The organism is Cognaticolwellia mytili, from assembly GCF_002104475.1.
Classification (GTDB): Bacteria; Pseudomonadota; Gammaproteobacteria; order Enterobacterales; family Alteromonadaceae; genus Cognaticolwellia; species Cognaticolwellia mytili.
This window is the reverse complement of record NZ_NBOF01000003.1, coordinates 766,027-787,964: the sequence shown is the minus strand read 5'-3', so window position 1 is coordinate 787,964 and position 21,938 is coordinate 766,027. Positions and strand designations below refer to the sequence as shown.

Sequence of the window (21,938 nt, the reverse complement as noted above, 5' to 3'; positions counted from 1 at the left end):
ATAGCATTGTTTGTTTTACCTCAATGATTAGGTTGATTTTTTCTTGCGAATATACAGTTTCCTATTCAACTTTTCCGCCACCTCGCCATGTTCATCTTTGACATAAACAGGTAATTCAGACAAATGCTTTTCGCCATCAGCAGTATGCGCCAATATTGCTTTAATTAAGGCATCGCTGATTGTAAAGTCAGCGGTTACTTGTCCTTTTCCTGGCTTGATAAAGCCTATATCAGCAAATTTATCCCAAACAACGTAGTCTTTTCCTAAGCAGCCCATAACCATTAACATGTAAAATGGGTCTGTCATGGCAAACAATGAGCCGCCAAAATGTACACCAACAGCATTCATATTGAATGCATTCGACTTAAGGCGAACTTGCGCCGAACGAAAATCTGTCGAGAGTTTCACGACTTTAATACCACTGAAAAAAAATGGCGGCCAAATATTCAGTAAGAATTTCAACAGCCAAGCTTTTTTCAGCATAATTATCCTTAAATATGATAATAAACATCGAGTACACACAATATTCACAAGGTCTATACCGCCAACTCATCAGACCAGTTAGTATGTTATGAGCATTTAAACCAATAAAACCAGTGAAATTAACAATCAGTTGCAACTAACGCTTTCAACCAAGCGCATAACCCCCTATAATTTTCTATAAATGAAAGCCTGATGCATGAGACATAAGTTAATGCCTGAACAAAATGAAGAATTAAAAAGAGCCGGATTAAAAATTACTCTACCGCGCATTAAAATTTTGGCTATTTTACAAAATCCAAACAACCAACACATCAGTGCTGAAGATGTATATAAAATTTTACTTGAGCAACAAGAAGAAATTGGCTTAGCAACAGTTTATCGTGTTTTAAACCAATTTGATGATGCTGGTATTGTAACTCGCCACCATTTTGAAGGTGGAAAGTCGGTATTTGAATTAAGCCATAAAAAGCATCATGATCACTTAGTTTGCCTAAACTGTGGAAAAGTAATCGAATTTGAAGATGATGTTATTGAACAGCGTCAAGAAGATATCGCTAAATCACACAAAGTTAAGCTAACGAACCACAGCTTATACTTATACGGCGAATGTGAAGACGAAGAAGTGTGTGAGAAGTATCGTAAATCACAATTTTAATAACTTAGCGCCATAAACTAAGTAGTTAAGTATTAAGCCCTAATTATTGTGTTGATTAGGGCTTTTTAGTCTTGCCCTTGCCTTATTTAATCCCCCTCACCACACCAATCTAAAAAAACTATTGTAATCATACGAACAATCAATTTTTCAGATTTAATTAACTCTACTATGCTAACGCTAATAACCGTTATTATTAACTAGAGGAAAAAGAAAATGAAAAAGAAATTAACCACCAGTGCTGGTTGCCCGGTTTCAGATAATCAAAATATTATTACCGCAGGTAAAAACGGCCCACAATTACTTCAAGATGTCTGGTTTTTAGAAAAATTAGCCCACTTCGACCGTGAAGTTATCCCTGAAAGACGTATGCATGCAAAAGGCTCTGGAGCTTACGGTACTTTTACGGTAACTCATGATATTAGCCAATACACCAGAGCAAAAATTTTTTCTGAGATCGGTAAAAAAACTGATTTTTTTGCACGCTTTACCACCGTTGCAGGCGAACGAGGAGCTGCTGATGCCGAACGTGATATTAGAGGTTTCGCCTTAAAATTTTACACTGAAGAAGGGAATTGGGATTTAGTTGGAAACAATACACCGGTTTTTTTTCTGCGTGATCCCTTAAAATTCCCTGACTTAAATCATGCGGTAAAGCGCGATCCTCGCACCAACATGCGAAGCGCACAAAACAACTGGGACTTCTGGACATCATTACCTGAAGCTTTGCATCAAATAACGATAGTAATGAGTGAACGTGGTATTCCAGCTAGCTACCGTCATATGGATGGCTTTGGCAGCCATACTTTTAGTTTAATAAATAGCGACAATGAACGTACTTGGGTGAAATTTCATTTTAAATCAAATCAAGGTATAAAAAACTTAACGAATGCCGAAGCAAACAAGCTCATTGGTGAAGACAGAGAAAGCCATCAAGCTGATTTATTTAACACATTAGAAGCGGGAGAAAAACCGTCTTGGCAATTTAAAATTCAAGTGATGAGCGATAAACAAGCTCAAGATTCACCATACAATCCTTTCGATTTAACAAAAGTATGGCCGCATGCTGATTATCCTTTAATTGATGTTGGTATTTTAGAATTAAATAGAAATCCGGAAAATTTTTTCGCTGAAGTTGAACAGTCCGCATTTAACCCCGCAAATGTTGTACCTGGCATTAGCTTTTCACCCGATAAAATGCTGCAAGGACGATTGTTTTCATACGGTGATGCTCAGCGTTATCGTTTAGGTATTAACCATCATTCAATCCCAGTTAATGCTCCTCGTTGCCCAGTGCATAGTTACCATCGTGACGGTGCAATGCGGGTCGATGGTAATTTTGGCGGCACTATTGGCTACGAGCCTAATAGTAAAGGAGAGTGGCAAGAGCAACCTGACTTTTCAGAGCCGCCATTAAATTTATCTGGCGCTGCTATGCGTTGGGATCACCGAGAAGATGATGACTATTTCTCACAACCAGGCGCATTATTTAACGTAATGAATGCACAACAGCAACAAGCACTATTTGCCAATACAGCTGATTCAATTAGCGGCGCTTCTATTGATATAAAAAAGCGTCATATCCGCCACTGTTTAATGGCAGATAAAGCATATGGTGAGGGTATAGCAAAAGCACTCAGCATTGCATTAACAGACCTTTAATCCTTTTGAAGGCACTGTTCTAACAACACCGTCTTAATAAACCTGGTCTCTGGACAAACAACGCTCATTATTCAGAGCTCAGGTTAATAATAAAGAAGGTACTAAAATTAAGCTCTTTTACATTTGAAATGTAACACTACTGATAGATAATATTGCAATGCTTTATCCAACCAGATTTATGCTGTTCTTGAGATGACTTAGGTTTATGAGTCCAGTGCACTAAGCCACCAAAACGATTCCACTGATATACACCATAAAACTCAACTATATCACCTACCTTTAAAGCTTTAACTCGTTGGCAAAGATCAATATTATGAACGACTAAAATCGATTTATTATTTTTTAACTTCACGGTGAATTTTTGATGTCGACTACCTTTATTATCATCAGCGAATATTTTTTCAACAACACCTTTAGCTTGTAAATATTTAGTCGTCATAGCAAAGCTCTGCACTAGGGCATATTAGCCTAGCAGGATTATTCGTAACATTTGTAATAATTTTTGTCTTCATAACTAAAATTAAAACCAGACAGATAAAAGCTTAATAGTTATACGTAGCACGGCTAGGGTCATAAAAATAAAAACGATGATAGATATTGTAAATAAACCTTTGGCTAATTTATATCGAATTTTTTTTAACTTACTGTTACCTATTATCTTTTCATTCGGTACGTTAGCTGACACCCCCAGTAAGGCACTAAATAATAAGCTCCACAAAGCTAACAGCAAGCTAGGTAATGCATATTGGTTTTGCAGCGTAATGGAAGAAAATAAAAAAAGATAAATTATTGCACCAAAACCAAGCAAAAAAATAAAATTTAGCAATGGCTTTAAAAACAACAATCTATCAGCTACTTCTCGCAATATCATATAACACACCTTTTAATTGTAGCTTTTTTCGATTGAACTTAATGAACTATAGCTAATGGAAGCAACATATTTTTAAGCTTTATTATCAGAGTACTTAGGGACTGTTGATTTTTGTTTAGTAATTCAGCTGAGAGATAAAGTCGACTTAATTAGGGCTAAAATGGTTAAATTAGTCGTCTAAATCAACTATTTTCAACACAAAGTAAGACGACTTTAGCCTCAGCCCTTGAGTAATGACTGCTTTTAACGCTAGCTGCATTAAAGTTTTACTTATTTGGAACAACCAAACTTCGTTCATTCTGCTTTACTAACATTAAAATCAGCCTATTGCTGAAAATACAAACAAAGTTCAACACCCCCTAGTACCTTATCTGATATTACTTTACCGCCTTAGTTGTCGACAATCAAAAATGAACCATGTTTGAATCAATCATGAAATGGGTATTTCAATATAAGGAAAAATACCGAGGAAGCTTTAACAACAAGTACCGTTCACTCTTGGCCACTTAAAAACAAAAAAAACATAGACAAACTTCTGATTTTAAACATTAATACCTGAGTCAAAAGGTGTTCAATAGTGTTCTCAAAGACCAAGATACTATTCTGATAACACTTGATCATAAAAATCAATTAGCTTATTCAGTAGCCTTGTTCATTGCTGATAACACTAATATCATTCGATGCTCAACGCTTAAGTCACCATCAATTGAAACAACTTTTGCTTGTTGACTAGCGAGCCAATTAAGATGTTTAACTCGATTACGGCTATAAAAGTTAGGGTTTTCATACTCTGTTGCCCAGGTAATAAATTCATCATCAACAAACCCTAGCTCTTGTTGCTCTCGAACTTTTAACCGGCTTATTCTTATATCCGTATCTAGTGATAGGAAAACCACCAAATCAAAGCTATTTTCTAGCGCACTGCCCCAACCTATGATTGAACCTGCAACAACCACAGATTTAGACTCCATCGCACTTAAGATCAGCGACAACTTAGAGTCCATGTCGCGCTTTTCTTGATAAGCGGGGGTGGTTGGCAGCCAATAGAAGTCATCAGCATCCAAAAAGGTGAACGCTAGCTTACTTGCTAACGCTTTTCCTAATGTTGTTTGCCCTGAGCCTGATGCGCCCATAATAAGAATATTCACATAACACCTAAAAAAAGAATGCTCTCAATCAACCTTATATGACTAAAGTTAGAACTCAAGATCAAAAACAACGCTAATTGATGCAGAAAAAACGATATTTTCTTGTAAGTAGCGACCTGGCTTAGCGCTACTACTTCCCATGCGAGCACTGACACCATAATTTTCCGCATCACTATTGGCGCCAAACCTATGATGACTTTGATTAGCGTTAGAATTAATACTATAAATTTTTCCTAACTTCGCCTCGAAGGCATTCGCTAAAGTTTTTCCTTGTGCTTTAGCATTATTAACAGCCAGTGCCTCAACTTCGGCTTTAAGTGCTTGCTCTTTAGAGGACTTAAGCTCGATATTTCTAATGGCGTCAATTTCTACGCTTAAGGCAAAATCCATAAAGGCATTTAATTTTTCAATATCATTTAATGTCACTTTAAGTGTCCGACGAGCAATATAACCATCTATCTTATCGCGTGAACCTTTATTATATGAATAGCGCACTTCCGTTGCTATATTTGACGCAGACACATTGGCTTCGTCGATTTGAAAATCACTTAAACCATCAAGTAAATTGTTAACCCGTTCATCGACATCTTTTTTAGCATCTAAACTGCTTTTTTTACTACTTTCTACCGCTAAGTGCACAATAGCGATATCTGGCATTGCCATCATTTCAGCTTTACCGGTAACAGCAATATGGCGATTATTCGGTAAACTGGTGTTGGCTAACGAAAGCGCAGAAAAAGTTAATGTGGAAAATACCAGTAATCCAATAGAGGTTAAGTGTTTCATAGGCGTTCCTAATAAAAAATTTATAAAGGTGAATAACTACCACTAATGAAAGCAATGCAGCTATTTACATATTAATTTAAATCATGATTAGATAGTTAAACTAGCAAAATTATGACCATGTAATGAAGAATAAGTTTCTAACTTATCAGTACTTTTTAATATCACGGCTAAGAATAAGCTATCAAACATTAATCCTAGCTGAACGGGTATTGCTAAAACTTAATTTATTCCACTGAATAGTTAACAATTAAGGCAATATTTATCTCGATTTGTTGATAAAAATCATCTACCTTTCACTTGAAATCAATCAACATTATTGCTGTTTACATGCCAACGCTTGGCTTTACCTGAGAATCAACGACCATGCAGATATTTGACACACTGTTACAGAACAAAAGCTTTATTACGGCGGTGTTAGCCATTCTCATTATTACCTTTAAGTTACTCATTACGCGATTTATTAAGCGACACGCTAAAAAGAAGAAAATAGATAAGCGCTTTACGGTTAATCTACTCAATAATATTTTTAACTTTGCACTTATTTTTATGGTTTTCAATATTTGGTCTGTAGAGATTCAAAAATTCGCTTTTTCTATCGCCGCTTTTATCGTTGCAATAGTGTTAGCAACACGAGAATTTATTCAATGCTTTATTGGCTTTATCTATGTCATATCTAATCGACCATTTCGAATAGGTGACTGGGTGCAGGTTGGCAAGCATTATGGTGAAGTAAACTCAATGGATTGGATAAACTTAACAATTCTAGAAGTGAATATAGATAATTATCAATTTACCGGTAAAACCTTGTTTATTCCAAATAGCCAACTAGTTACTAGTCCGATAAAAAACTTAAACTTTTTAAAACGCTATGCCGTCCATCACTTTACGATTACCCGCGACGGTAGTGTTAATCCTTTTGACTTTATTGATGCACTAAAAGAAAAAGCTAATAACTACTGCGCCGACTTTAACGATGTTGCTGTTCGATACAACCAAGTGATTGAAAACCGTTTAGATATTAATATCGCTGGCCCTGAGCCACATATTGAGGTTGCTACGTCTAACTTAGGAGATACCCAAGTAATTTTTACTATTTTTTGCCCTACAGAACGAGCAATGGAAATAGAAAATAAGCTCACTGCTGACTTTATGAATTTTTGGTTTAGCGCTAAAAGTTACTCCTAATAACCTGCTTACACTGCGATTAAAAGCACAAAAGAATCAATCTAATAAATGATTATTTTGTGTCTTCATTGCTATGTTAAGGTGATGCTGAATAAAGCTATTTTTACCTTGCATATAGATATTAATATCGTGTAAACATTGTTCGGCTACACCTCGTTTTAATTCACCATATTCCAAGGCTACAGTCGGGTTACTACGCAAATAATCACGAAAAGCTAAATGTTTTAAGGCATGAATATCATTACGTTTAAAACCATGTAAATGGTGGCTACGATTTATGTCACCTTTTTGAAAGTATCGACGGCCAACAATACCATTCTCACCCTTGGCTATATATCCCAACGCAGCAAGTCCTATATGCTTACCTTCAAAGCAAGACAAACAATCAACTTCAACTAGAATATCGATAATAGGTTTAGCAGACAAACCTTGAACTGACGTGCTGCCAATATGATGAATAGCAACATTGCTATCAGCAAATACAATTTTCAGCGCTGCTTGTTCTTGCTGGAATTGTGAGGGCCAGTTGCAGTTGTAATTATCCACTACTATCTTTCTTGTCATTATATTTGCTCAAACAATGTCAATTATATTATATCCAACCTACTACACCACCCAAAACGGCGATGGCAATAATATTAATTGCGTATAAGCCGCCAACTACCTGTATCTGTTTTTTCCTTGATGACATGTCGTAGACCCAATAACAAACGCTATAGAAACTCAAATAGCCAACAGAGAAAAGTAACCAAGGAGCATCAGCATTCCACCATGACCACTCCCACGTTAGCGCACCAATATGGTTTAACGTTATTTCCACCAGAACACTAAGCATTGAAAAAAGAATGGCAAAAAACCAGCGGTTATTTAACCCTAAAATTTTCATTTTTGGGTCTTTAGGCAAAGCAAGCGTTGCCACAATACCCGAGATGGCAAACATGAAACAAATTTCTACATTTAAACCGATGAAAATTAAAAATGCAGTGTCACCGGGGGCAGCCCAAACTGGTGCATGTTGAGTAAAATGAAAAACTAATGAATTCCATATTTCATTAAACCAATCCATGCCCCAAAATGCCAACCCAGCAAGAAACCTAGACCAGTTTCCACGATCAGCTTCTTGAGCGTAGACATAAATAACAATCAATAATAAAGGAATTACATACCAAGAAAACTGGCTAGTATCTCTCAATATCGCTAACGCTTGGGAGGTAGATTCGGTGGGCATAACATTGAAACCATTAGTTTTTTGTTAACATGCTACCACAAGAAGAGATACTTTAAATAGAGAAGTAATAAATAAGAAGAAGGCAATTACATCAGGTAGTACTTAAACCTAAGCGACTTAATTCAGCATAAACATGAGCCATAGCAATGCTATTTTCTTGCAGCGAACCATCACTCGCTGAACGAGCAATAAAACCTAAGTCAGAAATGTTAAAATGGGCGTCAATGTTGACACCGGCTTTGATCAAACAGTCTTGGCTACAAGAATCTCCACACCCTTCGATTAAGATAACTTTTCGACCTAAACACTTAGCTTTAATTTTTTCATCAGAAGCCGCCATAAGCCATGAAATGCATGACATTTCAGCTATACCGTCACTATCGAGTGTTAAGGCAATATCATTCGCCATTGTTGCTAAGTGCGAACAGCCAGAACAAGAAAAAACTAATGGCTTATTGTTTTTCATTACATATTCCAAAGTGTTAACTTGTTCAAGGTTATAACAAATTAAGACATACAAATTACACGAATTTCATTATCGACAATTCGCTTACAGTGCCATCTTAGTCAACTTTCCGGCCAACACTTTGATGTAGATCAATATTTTTTAGCTTACTATCTAGGTTAATTGTTATGAGATATTTCAATTTGAAATGAAAGAAAATTGATTTTACCTTTACACTTCGTAACTACATGTTTTTCATACTATCAACTTTTTTACTTTGTATTTTACTAGCAAGCCTATAGAATTAGCTGTTTTTTCAATTTGAGTCCAATTCATGCTTGTTCGTTTTCCAACAATTTTCATCTCATTTTTTCTTATTTTTGCTAGCACTTTAAGTCTTAACGCCAATGCAAACGAACTACAGCGTTTAAATAAACAACTCGCGACTGATTTTGCTAAAGAATTAAAAAAGCACAATATTCCTGGTGGCGCATATGCCATCGTAAAAAATAATAAGGTCATCGCATTAGAGAAGTTTGGTTATACCGATACCAAAAAATCAAAGAAAGTCGACAACAATACAGTCTTCCGTTTAGCCTCAGTCTCAAAGCCATTTGCCGCAACTATCACCACTATGTTGGCGCAAGAGCAGCAATTAAACTTGTCCGACCCAATTACCAAGTATTTGCCTAACTTTACTCTCGCCACTAAAGGTGCTGCTGATAAAATTCAATTAAAACATTTACTAAGTCACTCTAGCGGACTAATGCCCAATGCTTACGACAATTTGCTTCATGAAAACTGGAGTATGGAAAAAATAATTAACCGCTTTGATCGCGTTAAGCCAATATGTCAGCCAGCCAAATGCTACGGTTATCAAAATATCGCCTATGGTTTTTTACAGCCAGCAATCGAAGCGAGCCAAACTAAAAACTATTCAACCTTGCTACAAGAAAGAATATTCTCGCCACTAAAAATGGCAAATGCTTCCGTGGGAATTGATGTTTTTCGTAACAACAACAATACCGCTAAACCCCATATATTAAGAAAGCGCATAAAAACCGGCAGAAAAGACAAGCAAGGTAATGATATTAGAAAATATGTTTGGCGTACTGTCGATGTTGAACCCGATTACTATAAAGTCGCGCCCGCAGCAGGAATTAATGCCAGCATTACAGATTTAGCGAAATGGTTAATTGCTAATTTAGGTTATCAACCTACCGTGCTTTCTCCAGCATTATTAGATGAACTGACCACACCACGCATTAAAACTAAAAAAGACTTACGCCGTCGCTATTGGCGAAACCACTTAACAGATGCGCACTACGGCTATGGCTGGCGTATTTATCAATTTGGTGATCACCCGATAGTTTATCACTCAGGTTGGGTTGCAGGTTTTAGAGCTGATATCGGCTATTCACCTGATTTAGATATTGGTTTTGCCGTACTGATCAATGCTGAATCAAATGTTATCAATAAAATAACCAGCCAGTTTTGGTCAAAAGCTCATAAGAAATTGCAAGCAAAAGTAAAAACTTAGCTGCAATTAAGATATTAAAAACTTCAAATGGCCAATACCAAAGCTTGCTAGATTATATGTCGATAGATCTAATTAAGTAGTACGTTGGCCATATCTCTCGTACTTGGCTTTCCCAAGCGGGTACAACTCTGCCATTATCGTCTTGCAAAAGCCAAACTTTGGCCCATTTTTGAACATTTTTACCTGACTTACTCAGCTTTAACGGCAAAAACCTACGTTCATAGTTGCGACCTTGGTATTCAACAACACTGCGAGTCCTTGCTCTACTGTATAGCGCATTTAACGCTGAATGAATCACTTCAACTTCTGATAAAGGCAGTAGCTTTTGATTTTTCAAGCAAGATACTATCTCAGCTTTCTTAATAGCGACTTGCATATAATCGTCTAAGTATGGTGTATAAACCATGCCCGTTAGCCCGCGAATAGAAGCAAGCTCTCTATCAGCTAAATCCTTTAATGGCATAAGCTGATGATTAATGTCGTATAGCTCACTAAGTACATGAAGCTCATTATTTAATTTCGACAATTGTTATTTTCCCAGAACTGATTAGTAGTATTTGCATATACCCAAGCCACTTGAAAATGCAGTTTCAGAGTTAAGCTAGGAAACCAGAGCAAGGCACAGCACGCAGGTAATGGTTATTCCCTTATCAAGTGCTGCAACGCTGCACTGGTTTTCTAACTTAGCTCCCGTAGGGCAAGACGATAAAGGGTCATCTCCGGCGTTATTGATTTTTACAATGGAACAACCATTCTCTTCAATCAATGCCTTGGTGCTAACCCTTTTACGACTTGCTGAATCCTGCATTTTCAAGCGGTTTGGGTATAGTTCAATAACCTCAACTTAAGGGTATATGCAGAGTATTCGACAATATGAAAACAAAGGATAAAGCTTTCGTCTTACAATTTCGACCTACAAAAAATGGTGAAGAAAGCACATAGTAACACTATCATTCGACACTAGCGCCTGCTTTCGTAGGCACTGGTGTTTCACACCTGCCATAATTTAGCCACAATTGCTCATTACATTGCCCTGATTTAATCGCAAGCAACACTTTTTCTCTTGTTTAAATAAGCAATATCACAAGGATATTGGAGAATACAGGTGTTCAATTCAAAGAAAAACTTAAGACTAATAGATTATCAAGATTCATATTTTTATCAGCAAAAACGTAAAAAGGCGCGCCGTAAATGGTTGAAAGCTTTTTTGGTTATTACACTATTTTTACTACTCGTGGCGGTTATTGTGCCATTGGCACAAAGTCAAAACATCAACAAAGAACTGGACTCAGCTCAATTATTCAATGGAGAGAAAAATGGCAAAAGTCTTATTCACGGCCCACAGTTATTGTTTAATCACCCTGATAAAAACAAACGCGTCGCACTACCAATCGATATAACCGCAGATATCGAGGTCAGTGGTTTAATGGCCTACACACAAATAAAGCAAGTTTTTATCAATCCATATAATCTTGAGCTTGAGGGCAAGTATCAATTTCCATTACCCGAAAATTCCGCGATTAAACATTTATCGGTCAAAGTGGGTGACAAAGAAATCGTTGGCCAAATAATGGAGAAAAAAGCTGCTAAAGCAGTTTATAACAAGGCGAAGCGTCAAGGTAAAAAAGCCAGTTTAGTGCAGCAACAACGAGCTAATTTATTTACCAATAATATTGCGAACATTCCTGCGCAATCAACCGTGGTAGTTACTTTAACTTTTCTTATGCCGGTGACATTTTTTAACGACGAGCTAAATATCAATTTACCGTTAGCCATGACCACACGTTATCAACCCGCATATTATCAACAGTCTCCTGCTGAGCTGTCTTCAGAAAATAAACCAGCTGAATTTATAACCTTAAATGAAAGCGCCTTAAACGAAAATACCTCAGAGGAAAATAGTTCACATGAGTATGCGTCATACAGCAGCGTATCAAATAATAGTCCAGAAGACTTTCCAGCGTTAAATCTTAATGCACCAAACAGCAAGGTTTTGGCAAAAAGTCAGGCAACAATAAATATTAACCTCAACGCTGGCGTGGCGATATCTTCTGTTCGTAGCAGTAGCCATGCCATTAATACTAAGGCAATTGATAATCAACAGTCGCAGTATTTAATCACCCTATCTAAAGCTCAAAGTATTGCCAATCGAAACTTTAATTTAACCTGGCAACTTGAGCCAAGCCAAAAGCCACAAATTAGCAGTTTTACTGAACAAGTTGATGGCGAGTATTTTACCTTACTGACCTTTTTTCCACCGCGTGCTGATAACACTGAAGTAATAGCGCGAGATATTATTTTCATTGTTGATACTTCTGGCTCTATGCAAGGTAGCTCTATGGCGCAAGCAAAAGCGAGTTTGCAACATGCTATATCGCGGCTAAATGATAACGACAGTTTTAACATTATCGCATTTAGTGACTCGGTTAATTTGCTCTTTAGCAATACCCAAATGGTCAATCGTCGTAACATCAATCAGGCACAGCAATTTATCAACCATTTACAGGCCGATGGCGGCACCGAAATGTACCGACCATTAAGCCAAGCATTGGTCATGGCAAAAAATAGCCAACAATCATCACAAGCTATTCGCCAAGTGGTATTTATTACTGATGGCGCCGTTGCCAATGAGTTTGAATTAATGCAATTGCTTGATGGTGCTCAAAGAGACTTTCGCTTATTCACCGTTGGTATTGGCGCAGCGCCAAATGGTTATTTTATGAAGAAAGCAGCGCAGTTTGGTCGTGGCAGCTACGTATTCATTCAGAACAATAATGACGTACAAGCAAGTATGTCAGCCTTAATGACTAAAATTAGCCAACCTGCGGTCAGTAACATTGAGCTAATGTTCGACAACAAAATTCATCAGCAAGTTGATGTTTATCCGAAAAAGATCACCGATTTATACCTTGATGAGCCCATGCAAGTCGCTATTAAATCTAAATTTCCTATTACTAGCGTGCAGCTAACTGGTGATACCGCGTCTCAGCCTTGGTATCAGCAGTTGATTATTGATGACAGCCAAAAATCACAGGGTATATCAACAGTATGGGCACGCAGTAAGATTGAAGACTTATTGGATGGACTCGTAATGGGCGCTGATAAAGAGCAAGTAAAACATCAGGTCATCACAACTTCAATTGCTCACCAAATTATTTCCCCATACACCAGTTTCATTGCTGTTGAAAAACAACCTGAGCCTTCTTTACAAACAGCAGCACAAAAGTCGAACATGCTAGCAAAAGCCCATGAAAACTTAATGGTTGCTATGCCTAAAACAGCACTAGGTTGGCATCAGCAGTTTTTACTTGGCTTGTTATTAATGTTAATCGCACCTTTAACTCTTCGTATTTGGTCGAAGTAACATGTCGACTATCGCCTTTAAAGCGTTATTACTTGTTGGTAGCTTACTGTGCATTAATGCCAGTTGGCTACCAACCAAAGCATGGCTGTCACAAGCATTAATTAGTTATAGCTGGCAACAGTCAATGGCGCAGCAAAGTCTGCTGATACAAAACCACCTTGAGAAAGGCCGCGCCCAAGGAAATGAAAACAAGGTAACAAATACGAAAGTTGCAATTAAACCTTGGCCATGGGCTGATACTTTTCCCATTGCTGAGTTGTCTTTTAAGCGCCTAAAAGAAGACATTGTTGTGCTAAATGGCGGCGACCCAACGACTTTAGCTTTTTCAGCTGGTGCGATAGCACCATTTAATCAAACCAATAGCACTAAACCTTTTGTCGTTGCAGGACATCGCGATAGTCATTTTGCTTTTTTGGAGGGTATATTAATGAAAGATGTTATTTCAATGACAGATCAACACGGGCAAAGTCAGTTATATCAAGTTGAAGCTATTGATATTGTTGACGCGTCATCTGGGCAATTACCGGTTTTAGCCAATGACAGCAGCTTAATTCTCATTACCTGTTATCCATTTAACGCCATAGGTAACGATACTAACGAACGTTACGTCATCACCGCCAAGCTTTTGTAAATTTCAATATTTAAAGACCAGCCTTAAAAATGAAAAAGCTAGCCGTTGATAACTCAACAGGCTAGCTTTGGACTATACCAAACCTCTTAAAGAGGCAGTTTCAGCGCCAAATTAATCTTACTACTTTACAAAATGCTCACTATGAAAACGTAAATGATCTTCTATAAAGCTAGCAATAAAGTAATAGCTATGGTCGTAACCTTCATGCTGATTTAGCTCAAGCGGGTAATCACTTTCTATTGCTGCAGCCACTAACGCTTCGGGCTTTAATTGTTCAACTAAAAAGTTATCACCTTTACCTTGGTCAACTCTTGCAGGCACAAATTCAGTAGCGTTACGCATTAATACACTCGCGTCATACTCAAGCCAATTTGCTTTATCATTACCTAAATAAGCACTAAAAGCCTTTTGCCCCCAAGGACAATTAACCGGATTAGTAATAGGGCTAAATGCCGATACAGAGCTATAACGACTAGCATTTTTCAGTGCTATCATTAACGCGCCATGTCCGCCCATTGAGTGACCTGATATTGCACGTTGCTGAGATACCGGGAATGTCGCTTCAATTAATTCAGGCAATTCATTAACAATGTAATCATACATCTGAAAGTGCTTATTCCACGGCGCTTGTGTTGCGTTAACATAAAAACCTGCACCTTGGCCTAAATCATAGCCATCATCATTGGCAACATCTTCACCTCTAGGACTGGTATCCGGCGCCACAATGGCGATGCCTAATTCCGCAGCTATGCGTTGCGCGCCTGCTTTTTGCATAAAGTTTTCATCGCTACAGGTTAACCCTGATAACCAATAAAGTACTGGGACTTTCTCCCCCTTTGCAACCTGTGGCGGCAAATAAATAGCAAAACGCATAGTGCCATTAACACTGTTTGAATAATGGCTGTACTGTTTGTGCCAACCACCAAAACTTTTATTGGCACTGATATTTTCTATCGTCATTGGAAAACCTTTTAACTGAACCCTGAGCTTGCCTTGAAGTGTTTCAAGGCAAGTATTTACTATGCACTAAATTTATATGCAATAAGCTTAAAAACTACTTATCAAAATGAATAACGCTTCGGATACTCTCGCCTTTGTGCATTAACTCGAATGATTCGTTAATATCTTCTAGGCCCATAGTATGGGTGATAAAATCACTTAACTTGAATTCACCCGCTAAATAGCGCTCAACGTAATCAGGCAGTTCACTGCGACCTTTTACACCACCAAAAGCACTTCCGCGCCATACACGACCAGTCACTAACTGAAATGGACGTGTTGATATTTCTTGGCCAGCGCCCGCAACACCAATAACAACAGATTCACCCCAACCTTTATGGCAACACTCTAACGCTGAGCGCATTAGGTTAACATTGCCAATACATTCAAAAGAGTAATCAACACCGCCATCTGTCATTTCAACAATAACGTCTTGAATTGGCTTATCGAAGTTTTTCGGGTTGATAAAGTCAGTTGCACCCAATTGCTTAGCAAGGTCAAACTTACTTTCATTAATATCAATGGCAATTATACGACTCGCTTTTGCCATAGTTGCGCCAATAACCGCTGATAGGCCAATGCCACCTAAACCGAAAATAGCGACAGTTGCGCCTTCTTCAACTTTTGCCGTATTCATAACTGCGCCCATACCTGTGGTAACACCACAACCGAGTAAACAAACTTCTTCTAATGGTGCTTCCTTATTCACTTTCGCTAAAGAAATTTCTGGTAAAACCGTGTATTCAGAAAATGTTGAACAGCCCATGTAATGAAAAATAGGTTCGCCATCTTTGTAAAAACGCGTAGTGCCGTCAGGCATTAAGCCTTTACCTTGAGTTTCACGTATTTTTTGGCATAAATTAGTTTTGCCTGACAAACAAAATTTACACTCGCCACACTCAGGTGTGTATAACGGAATAACATGGTCGCCCACTTTTACACTCGTAACACCTTCGCCAACTTGCTCAACAATACCGCCACCTTCGTGACCTAAAATAACCGGGAAAATTCCTTCAGGATCATCACCTGACAAAGTAAATGCATCGGTATGACAAACACCTGAAGCGATAACCTTAACTAACACTTCACCTTTACGCGGTAACATTACATCAACTTCTTCAATTGATAATGGTTGCTTAGGGCCCCAAGCAATCGCCGCTTTTGATTTAATAAATTTATCAGTCATCTCAAATCCTCAATACTTAAAAAAGTTTATTTTTTTGCATGCCGCTAAGTTGTTTATTTTCGCTTAGTTACATAGTTTAAATTGTTCACAAGTCTGCTCAGCCTATATAAAAATTATCCATAACTATAGTTGAGAATAGGTATTAGTGGAGTATTACTGTGCTTTAAACCTTGTTGATGAAGCCATTATATTTGTTTCCTAATAAATGATAATATAACAAAACAACAAATTACTTTTACTTATATGTAACAATAGAGATTCAAGAGTGAAGTAAGTAATGGAAATAAGGCTAGGCGTATGAACTTTGATGGTATTAGCGAGTTTGTTTATGTTGCAGAAACAACCAGTTTTACTCTGGCAGCAAAGAAGCTCAACATATCTACCGCACACGTAAGTCGTAGAATTACCGCATTAGAGCAGAAGCTTAACGTAAAGTTACTCTATCGAACCACTCGCAAAGTATCGCTAACGCAAGAAGGTCAACTTTTCTATCAGCATTGTCGCAATGTTTTAGACGGTATTGAAGAGGCGGAACGTGTGGTCACTAACCTACAACAAAAGCCGCAAGGTCATATAAAACTAACTGCTCCCGTAACCTACGGTGAACAGAAAATACTGCCCTTAGTCAATGACTTTATTCAACAGCACAGTGAGGTTCAGGTCAGTGCATACTTGAGTAACCAAAAAGTTGACATGATTGAGCAAGGTTTCGATTTAGCCATTCGTTTAGGCAAATTGGCTGATTCAACATTGATGGCGAAGAAGCTAGGAAGTCGAACAAACTATCTTTGCGCTTCACCGCAGTATTTAGAAAAATACGGAATGCCACATTCATTATCTGAACTCAGTGATCATAGTTGTTTGTTAGGTACACTAGATTATTGGCGCTTTAAAGTGGCTGGAAAAGAAAAAACCATTAAAGTTAAAGGCTCGCTTCGTTACAATAACGGCACGGGGTTAACCGATGCGGCATTAAAAGGCTTAGGCATTGTTCAGCTACCTGACTATTACGTGAAAGGCTTTATTGCACAAGGAAAGCTATTGCCATTACTAAGCCAATTTCAAGAAGCCGATGAAGGCATATGGGCGGTATATCCGCATAATCGTCAACTCTCGCCCAAAATACGTGCCTTAGTTGATTATTTAAGTAAACACTTAGCGACATAACAGCCTTCATTCTTAAATAATAACTAATAACTAACAGCTAATAACCTTTAACTTTATCGACACACGCAGGTAATTGTCCCGTTTGTCGATAATGCGCAATGTTGTTCGCCACAATAGTACAGGCAGAATTCATATTGGTAGGTGCTGAAATATGCGGTAAAATAGTAATATTCGGATGCTGCCAAAGTTCGCTATGACTTGATAAAGGCTCTTGTTCAAATACATCAAGTACCGCATGCTTAATCTGCCTATCATCTAATGCTTTCAATAAGTCATCATTAGCAATAATACCGCCACGAGCAAAGTTAATCACAGAACTCCCCTTCGGCATTTTATTAAGTAACACTGTATTAACTATCCCTTTGGTCGCAGGCGTTAGCGGTAACAAGCATATTAGAATGTCGCTTTTTGCCGCCATCTCAGCTAAGCCACTTTCACCATTGAAGGTCAAAATACCTGCTAAGATTTTAGCAGAGCGGCTCCACCCCATCACTTGAAAACCATTATTTTTTAACTGCATAGCACTAACGCAGCCTAATTCACCTAAGCCTAAAATACCGATACGTCTTTGACTAGCTGGAACATAAGCTTGCTGCAGCCATTGTTTATTCAGCTGTTGCTTAGCGTAAATAGGCATATCACGATGTAAATATAAGCTCCACGCCAGTGCCGCTTCCGCCATCGTTTGACTGAGCATAGGGTCAACCAACCTCACCACTTTAATCGCTGACTTTTGCAATGTTTCCATCAATTTTTCAACGCCCGCCCACACACTATGCAACCAATGTAAGTTTTTAAATTGTGACAATGTTGCTAAATCGGGGTTAGCAACAATGGCTAACGTACAAAGGTGTTTTTGCTCTTGGGGCACATCATCCGCTAAAACAATATTTTCATCGGGTAGCGCTTCATTAAGTGCTTGAAGCCATAAAACTTGTTCATTTTTTGCTAGTTGACTGATAAAAGGGATCATAATCACGCACTTATTATTTGATAATTTTTCTATTTTACCTCAACATAGCAACGTTTTAATCTATTGATAAACAAAAACTTATAATTTTGTTATATCATCCGTCTCCTAACTAATGTATAACGACGCCATGAAAGTACCTAAACGCATACAGCCACTTGTTGATGATGGCTTAGTAGATGAAGTAATAAGCCAATTAATGAGTGGTAAAGAAGCCACCGTTTATATGGTTCGTTGTGGCGAAGATATTCGCTGCGCTAAAGTCTACAAAGAAGCGATAAAGCGTAGCTTTAAAAAAGCTGCGCAATATCAAGAAGGCAGAAAAAGCCGAAACAGTCGTCGTGCTAGAGCAATGGAAAAAGGCTCAAAATACGGCCGTGATCAGCAAGAATCTGCATGGCAAAATGCTGAAGTGGACGCACTATATAAATTAGCCGAAGCAGGTGTTCGCGTACCTCACCCTTTTGGTTGTTTTGATGGCGTTTTATTGATGGAGCTGGTCACCGATGATGAAGGTGATGTTGCGCCACGATTAAACGATGTTGTGATGTCTGAAGAACAAGCGTTAGAAGATCACACGCTTGTTATGCACTACGTAAAACTAATGCTTTGCGCTGGTATTATTCATGGTGATTTATCGGAGTTTAACGTGCTAGTAGACGATTACGGCCCTGTCATTATTGATTTACCACAAGCGGTTGACGCTTCAGCTAATAACAACGCCAAAGCCATGCTAAAACGCGATGTTATCAATATGACCAATTATTATGGTCAATTCTGCCCAGCGTTAAAGCAAAGTAAATATGCTGATGAAATGTGGGCATTATTTGAAGGTGGCGAACTAACACCTGAGTCTGAACTTACCGGTTTATTCAAAGAAGACACCGCCAGTGCTGACGTAGATACGGTATTAGAAGAAATTAAAGCCGCTTTTGAAGAAGAAGAAGCAAGAATAGCCCGAATTGGTGAAGCAAATGCAGTAGATAGTGAGTTCTAACTACTGCTATTTATAACAGTATCTAGCGTTCATTTTTTAGTAAAAGAATAAGATACTGCCAATGATCAAACTTGCTAGAAAAACAGTCTCAAAACCCATCAGTAAAACCGGTCGCCAGCCGACCGACACTACTTGTTTTAACGAAGTTTTTACGCCAATAGCAGCAATTGCTACCACCAGTAAGTTGCTCGATAAGCTTCGAATAATATCAATTAGCCACACAGGCATCACGCCAATATTCTTTAAAAAAGCTAAGACGAAAAACAGGATTAAGAAGCCTGGAATAAAGGCACTTACGCCACCACTCATTTTGCTATCTCGCTCTTTAAAAGCAAAAAATACCATCATCACAATGGGCATTAATAGCGCTACTCGCAATAATTTTATATAAGTTGCTACATCTCCTGCTTCAGGAGATATGGTATAACCGGCACCAACCACCTGTGCAACATCATGAATAGCACCGCCAATAAAAACCCCGGCTAACTGATCAGAGAAACCTAAATAACCGGTGAGAATAGGATAAAAAATCATTGATAAAGTACTAAACGTAGTAATACCAATAACGGTAAGCGCGAAATACTTTTCTTGCGATTTATCTTTGGGTAACACCGTTGATATAGCTGCAGCAGCAGAAACACCACACACGGCAACCGCGCCACCAGAAAGTACGCCAAAGGTTTTCGGCAAACCTAACACTCGGGCAAATAAAACACCAAATAGGATAGTTAACGCCATGCTAATCATGACAATTAACGGTGGAGTAATCCCCAGCGAAACAATGTCAGCAAAAGCAATGCGCACGCCCAGTAAGCCAACACATAAACGCAGTAACTCACGAGAGCAGAAATTTACACCTTGCTGAATATTGCTTTTACGATAAAAAGCATGGGCAGTTAAACCTAACAATAAAGCGAACAACATCACGGGGGCTTGATAACGGGTAGCAATGATCGCCGCTACACTGGCTATAACCGAGCACAGCATTGTACCGAGTAATTTAGCTTTAAAATTTTCCAGCATTTATAGGTCAAACCGTAAAAATTATGTTTATGAAGAGTATGGATAAATTGTATCACTAGTGATGACAATATTATTATTTTTCTATAGCTTAAACATTAAAAAGCCTGCAACTGCAGGCTTAAAATAATTTCAAAAAACAAAGAGATTAATCGTTAATTAAACCACTTATTATTAATACCCTTAGCGGCAAAGCGTACTAAGAAAAATGCAATGACAATAACCATCACAGGCATAATCATGCCACCGGGGCCATATACTTCAAACGAATTACTGATAAAAAATGCGTGAAACATTTGCACAATAACACCGATAAATGAAACGATAAATAACGGATAACACGCGCTCTTCTTCAATACTAGTGCCAAACTCCCCAACACACCACCAAATACAGCAAAGGCAAAAGCAAAAGTAGCCCATACTGGCGTAGTGGCATACAAATCTTGTTCGGCTTGCGGTAATTCAGCAATCATTTCTGGCGTCATCATCATTTGCCCCACAAACGCCATAACCCCAAGTAAGTTCCAAACAAGCGCTAAAATCGCCGCAATTTTAAACCATTTAGGCAGAGCAACAATCTCTGGAGCTTGTTTGTTTTCAACTAGCGTATTTTCAGACATAATTCTTCCTTATTTTTTTAATTATCAAGAATTTTATCTGCTACTTATAGCACAAAGTTATGAATTCTTTAATTAAAAATCACTCTCCCCAAATATCTTTTGGTTTCAGCTTTAATACTTTACGTTCACCTGGCTTACGTTCAACTTTTGCTTTATTAGGGTTAACATAAATCTTACTTGCGTTAGGCTTCGCGGCATTATAATTCTTATTAGCTAATACTTTTTCCAACTTATCTGGTGTATTCTCAACTGCTGAATTTTTTACCTGTGCTTTTGCACGACGCTGAACATGAAACTTTTTATCAATACCTTGTAAAAAATTACGTAATACTTGGTCTTTACATTCACGATAGTTTTTATGCTCAGGCTTGCGAGAAAAAGCACTTAATTCAGGTTTATTTAGCTTAAAGTTTGCCAATGCCAGCATATCAATAATATCTTCAGCTTTTAGATTAAAAGCAATTTTAAGCTTAGTTAAAATAATATTGTTGTTTAGGCGTTTTTCAGCTTTCGGTGCTTCACCTTCTCTTTTCCCTCGGCGCTCGTTAATAAAGCCATTTAAAAATGCAGCGAACGTTGAGTCAGTACAATTAACATAAGCTGGATCTTCCTCCTTTTTCAACCAATTACTAATTTGATCACGAGTCACGGTTAAATCACCTGAGGCAAAAATCGAAATCACCTTTTGATCATTAAAATTAAAGGTATATCTTAGGCGGCGTAAAACATCGTTATTAGTCACAAACTTCTCCAAAACCAACGATTTTCGTTGGTTAGTACCGTTTTTATTAATAAGTTAACTTCTAAACATTTATAGAGCTTCTACTTAAAAGAAAAACAATACAATAGCTATTCAATTACGCGATATTATACACGCTTTAAATTACGAGATCTTTACCTCGGTGGCTTTAATCGCAATTGAATACGGCAAATCTAATTTTCTGCCAAAATTTAGCAGTTAAAACTAAAGTAAAACTCATGCTA

At 37.9% G+C, this 21,938-nt stretch carries 23 protein-coding genes; 8 read left to right on the top strand and 15 right to left on the bottom strand.

What is annotated here, in order from left to right; translation table 11 throughout:
• Window positions 1-27 precede the first annotated feature (27 nt).
• Entirely contained in the window at window positions 28-483 is a 456-nt protein-coding gene (locus B7C41_RS13280) for a DUF4442 domain-containing protein (RefSeq protein ID WP_085299381.1), read from the bottom strand.
• 211 nt (window positions 484-694) lie between these two features.
• Between B7C41_RS13280 and fur the strand changes: the two genes are divergently transcribed.
• Both fur and B7C41_RS13270 read left to right on the top strand, forming a co-directional pair.
• A complete protein-coding gene (fur, locus tag B7C41_RS13275; protein ID WP_085299477.1) occupies window positions 695-1,138 on the top strand; it encodes a ferric iron uptake transcriptional regulator in 444 nt (147 codons plus the stop codon).
• Between the two features lie 213 nt (window positions 1,139-1,351).
• Complete coding sequence (locus B7C41_RS13270) at window positions 1,352-2,797, top strand: catalase (RefSeq protein WP_085299380.1); 1,446 nt, start codon at window positions 1,352-1,354, stop codon at window positions 2,795-2,797.
• 136 nt (window positions 2,798-2,933) lie between these two features.
• Here B7C41_RS13270 and B7C41_RS13265 read toward each other — a convergent pair whose 3' ends face one another.
• The 4 genes from B7C41_RS13265 to B7C41_RS13250 form a co-directional block, all read right to left on the bottom strand.
• Window positions 2,934-3,236 (bottom strand): DUF3465 domain-containing protein, encoded by a 303-nt coding sequence (locus B7C41_RS13265; protein WP_085299379.1) that lies wholly within the window; start codon window positions 3,234-3,236, stop codon window positions 2,934-2,936.
• An 81-nt stretch (window positions 3,237-3,317) separates the two neighbouring features.
• Complete coding sequence (locus tag B7C41_RS13260) at window positions 3,318-3,668, bottom strand: hypothetical protein (protein ID WP_085299378.1); 351 nt, start codon at window positions 3,666-3,668, stop codon at window positions 3,318-3,320.
• A gap of 635 nt (window positions 3,669-4,303) precedes the next feature.
• Window positions 4,304-4,816 (bottom strand): AAA family ATPase, encoded by a 513-nt coding sequence (locus B7C41_RS13255; protein ID WP_143764389.1) that lies wholly within the window; start codon window positions 4,814-4,816, stop codon window positions 4,304-4,306.
• Window positions 4,817-4,864: 48 nt separating this feature from the next.
• Window positions 4,865-5,602, bottom strand: coding sequence for an SIMPL domain-containing protein (locus B7C41_RS13250; RefSeq protein WP_085299376.1), 738 nt, complete (start codon window positions 5,600-5,602; stop codon window positions 4,865-4,867).
• Between the two features lie 363 nt (window positions 5,603-5,965).
• On the opposite strand from B7C41_RS13250, the gene B7C41_RS13245 reads away from it, so the two are divergent.
• Entirely contained in the window at window positions 5,966-6,787 is an 822-nt protein-coding gene (locus B7C41_RS13245; protein WP_085299375.1) for a mechanosensitive ion channel family protein, read from the top strand.
• Window positions 6,788-6,823: 36 nt separating this feature from the next.
• On the opposite strand, the gene B7C41_RS13240 is transcribed toward B7C41_RS13245, so the two are convergent.
• The 3 genes from B7C41_RS13240 to B7C41_RS13230 all read right to left on the bottom strand — a co-directional run bounded on the left by B7C41_RS13240 (window position 6,824) and on the right by B7C41_RS13230 (window position 8,481).
• Window positions 6,824-7,351: a GrpB family protein gene (locus tag B7C41_RS13240; protein WP_085299374.1), complete on the bottom strand. Its 528-nt coding sequence runs from the start codon at window positions 7,349-7,351 to the stop codon at window positions 6,824-6,826.
• 28 nt (window positions 7,352-7,379) lie between these two features.
• Entirely contained in the window at window positions 7,380-8,015 is a 636-nt protein-coding gene (locus B7C41_RS13235) for a hypothetical protein (RefSeq protein WP_085299373.1), read from the bottom strand.
• Between the two features lie 91 nt (window positions 8,016-8,106).
• Window positions 8,107-8,481 (bottom strand): putative zinc-binding protein, encoded by a 375-nt coding sequence (locus B7C41_RS13230; RefSeq protein WP_085299372.1) that lies wholly within the window; start codon window positions 8,479-8,481, stop codon window positions 8,107-8,109.
• A 313-nt stretch (window positions 8,482-8,794) separates the two neighbouring features.
• On the opposite strand from B7C41_RS13230, the gene B7C41_RS13225 reads away from it, so the two are divergent.
• Complete coding sequence (locus B7C41_RS13225) at window positions 8,795-10,000, top strand: serine hydrolase domain-containing protein (RefSeq protein ID WP_085299371.1); 1,206 nt, start codon at window positions 8,795-8,797, stop codon at window positions 9,998-10,000.
• A gap of 52 nt (window positions 10,001-10,052) precedes the next feature.
• Here B7C41_RS13225 and B7C41_RS13220 read toward each other — a convergent pair whose 3' ends face one another.
• Complete coding sequence (locus B7C41_RS13220) at window positions 10,053-10,526, bottom strand: hypothetical protein (protein ID WP_085299370.1); 474 nt, start codon at window positions 10,524-10,526, stop codon at window positions 10,053-10,055.
• 579 nt (window positions 10,527-11,105) lie between these two features.
• Between B7C41_RS13220 and B7C41_RS13215 the strand changes: the two genes are divergently transcribed.
• Window positions 11,106-13,364, top strand: a complete 2,259-nt coding sequence (locus B7C41_RS13215; protein WP_085299369.1) for a marine proteobacterial sortase target protein — start codon at window positions 11,106-11,108, stop codon at window positions 13,362-13,364.
• A 1-nt stretch (window position 13,365) separates the two neighbouring features.
• On the top strand, window positions 13,366-13,995 hold the full coding sequence (locus B7C41_RS13210) for a class GN sortase (protein ID WP_085299368.1): 630 nt from the start codon (window positions 13,366-13,368) through the stop codon (window positions 13,993-13,995).
• 120 nt (window positions 13,996-14,115) lie between these two features.
• Here B7C41_RS13210 and fghA read toward each other — a convergent pair whose 3' ends face one another.
• Window positions 14,116-14,955 (bottom strand): S-formylglutathione hydrolase, encoded by an 840-nt coding sequence (gene fghA, locus B7C41_RS13205; RefSeq protein WP_085299367.1) that lies wholly within the window; start codon window positions 14,953-14,955, stop codon window positions 14,116-14,118.
• Between the two features lie 94 nt (window positions 14,956-15,049).
• On the bottom strand, window positions 15,050-16,180 hold the full coding sequence (locus tag B7C41_RS13200) for an S-(hydroxymethyl)glutathione dehydrogenase/class III alcohol dehydrogenase (RefSeq protein WP_085299366.1): 1,131 nt from the start codon (window positions 16,178-16,180) through the stop codon (window positions 15,050-15,052).
• A 297-nt stretch (window positions 16,181-16,477) separates the two neighbouring features.
• Between B7C41_RS13200 and B7C41_RS13195 the strand changes: the two genes are divergently transcribed.
• Window positions 16,478-17,347 (top strand): LysR family transcriptional regulator, encoded by an 870-nt coding sequence (locus B7C41_RS13195; protein WP_085299365.1) that lies wholly within the window; start codon window positions 16,478-16,480, stop codon window positions 17,345-17,347.
• A 37-nt stretch (window positions 17,348-17,384) separates the two neighbouring features.
• On the opposite strand, the gene B7C41_RS13190 is transcribed toward B7C41_RS13195, so the two are convergent.
• Window positions 17,385-18,320 carry a 2-hydroxyacid dehydrogenase gene (locus tag B7C41_RS13190; protein ID WP_085299364.1) on the bottom strand — a complete coding sequence of 312 codons (936 nt, stop codon included), beginning with the start codon at window positions 18,318-18,320 and terminating at the stop codon, window positions 17,385-17,387.
• A gap of 127 nt (window positions 18,321-18,447) precedes the next feature.
• Here B7C41_RS13190 and B7C41_RS13185 point away from each other — a divergent pair, with 127 nt between their 5' ends.
• On the top strand, window positions 18,448-19,314 hold the full coding sequence (locus B7C41_RS13185) for a PA4780 family RIO1-like protein kinase (RefSeq protein WP_085299363.1): 867 nt from the start codon (window positions 18,448-18,450) through the stop codon (window positions 19,312-19,314).
• A gap of 36 nt (window positions 19,315-19,350) precedes the next feature.
• Here the strand turns inward: B7C41_RS13185 and B7C41_RS13180 are convergent, their stop codons facing one another.
• The 3 genes from B7C41_RS13180 to B7C41_RS13170 all read right to left on the bottom strand — a co-directional run bounded on the left by B7C41_RS13180 (window position 19,351) and on the right by B7C41_RS13170 (window position 21,696).
• Window positions 19,351-20,337: a YeiH family protein gene (locus B7C41_RS13180; RefSeq protein WP_085299362.1), complete on the bottom strand. Its 987-nt coding sequence runs from the start codon at window positions 20,335-20,337 to the stop codon at window positions 19,351-19,353.
• A gap of 152 nt (window positions 20,338-20,489) precedes the next feature.
• Window positions 20,490-20,954 (bottom strand): hypothetical protein, encoded by a 465-nt coding sequence (locus tag B7C41_RS13175; protein WP_235839706.1) that lies wholly within the window; start codon window positions 20,952-20,954, stop codon window positions 20,490-20,492.
• 79 nt (window positions 20,955-21,033) lie between these two features.
• The gene (locus B7C41_RS13170) at window positions 21,034-21,696 is read right to left on the bottom strand and encodes a YehS family protein (RefSeq protein WP_085299361.1); all 663 of its coding nucleotides are present in this window, start codon (window positions 21,694-21,696) and stop codon (window positions 21,034-21,036) included.
• Between the last annotated feature and the right edge of the window lie 242 nt (window positions 21,697-21,938).

Excerpts from the sequence above, each read along its gene's own strand:
- B7C41_RS13225 (WP_085299371.1), top strand. The coding sequence starts at position 8,795 with ATGCTTGTTCGTTTTCCAACAATTTTCATCTCATTTTTTCTTATTTTT.
- B7C41_RS13190 (WP_085299364.1), bottom strand. The coding sequence starts at position 18,320 with ATGATCCCTTTTATCAGTCAACTAGCAAAAAATGAACAAGTTTTATGG.
- B7C41_RS13245 (WP_085299375.1), top strand. The coding sequence starts at position 5,966 with ATGCAGATATTTGACACACTGTTACAGAACAAAAGCTTTATTACGGCG.
- fghA (WP_085299367.1), bottom strand. The coding sequence starts at position 14,955 with ATGACGATAGAAAATATCAGTGCCAATAAAAGTTTTGGTGGTTGGCAC.
- B7C41_RS13260 (WP_085299378.1), bottom strand. The coding sequence starts at position 3,668 with ATGATATTGCGAGAAGTAGCTGATAGATTGTTGTTTTTAAAGCCATTG.
- B7C41_RS13235 (WP_085299373.1), bottom strand. The coding sequence starts at position 8,015 with ATGCCCACCGAATCTACCTCCCAAGCGTTAGCGATATTGAGAGATACT.
- B7C41_RS13240 (WP_085299374.1), bottom strand. The coding sequence starts at position 7,351 with ATGACAAGAAAGATAGTAGTGGATAATTACAACTGCAACTGGCCCTCA.
- B7C41_RS13210 (WP_085299368.1), top strand. The coding sequence starts at position 13,366 with ATGTCGACTATCGCCTTTAAAGCGTTATTACTTGTTGGTAGCTTACTG.
- B7C41_RS13175 (WP_235839706.1), bottom strand. The coding sequence starts at position 20,954 with ATGTCTGAAAATACGCTAGTTGAAAACAAACAAGCTCCAGAGATTGTT.
- fur (WP_085299477.1), top strand. The coding sequence starts at position 695 with ATGCCTGAACAAAATGAAGAATTAAAAAGAGCCGGATTAAAAATTACT.
- B7C41_RS13280 (WP_085299381.1), bottom strand. The coding sequence starts at position 483 with ATGCTGAAAAAAGCTTGGCTGTTGAAATTCTTACTGAATATTTGGCCG.
- B7C41_RS13230 (WP_085299372.1), bottom strand. The coding sequence starts at position 8,481 with ATGAAAAACAATAAGCCATTAGTTTTTTCTTGTTCTGGCTGTTCGCAC.
- B7C41_RS13195 (WP_085299365.1), top strand. The coding sequence starts at position 16,478 with ATGAACTTTGATGGTATTAGCGAGTTTGTTTATGTTGCAGAAACAACC.
- B7C41_RS13200 (WP_085299366.1), bottom strand. The coding sequence starts at position 16,180 with ATGACTGATAAATTTATTAAATCAAAAGCGGCGATTGCTTGGGGCCCT.
- B7C41_RS13180 (WP_085299362.1), bottom strand. The coding sequence starts at position 20,337 with ATGCTGGAAAATTTTAAAGCTAAATTACTCGGTACAATGCTGTGCTCG.
- B7C41_RS13185 (WP_085299363.1), top strand. The coding sequence starts at position 18,448 with ATGAAAGTACCTAAACGCATACAGCCACTTGTTGATGATGGCTTAGTA.
- B7C41_RS13250 (WP_085299376.1), bottom strand. The coding sequence starts at position 5,602 with ATGAAACACTTAACCTCTATTGGATTACTGGTATTTTCCACATTAACT.
- B7C41_RS13270 (WP_085299380.1), top strand. The coding sequence starts at position 1,352 with ATGAAAAAGAAATTAACCACCAGTGCTGGTTGCCCGGTTTCAGATAAT.
- B7C41_RS13265 (WP_085299379.1), bottom strand. The coding sequence starts at position 3,236 with ATGACGACTAAATATTTACAAGCTAAAGGTGTTGTTGAAAAAATATTC.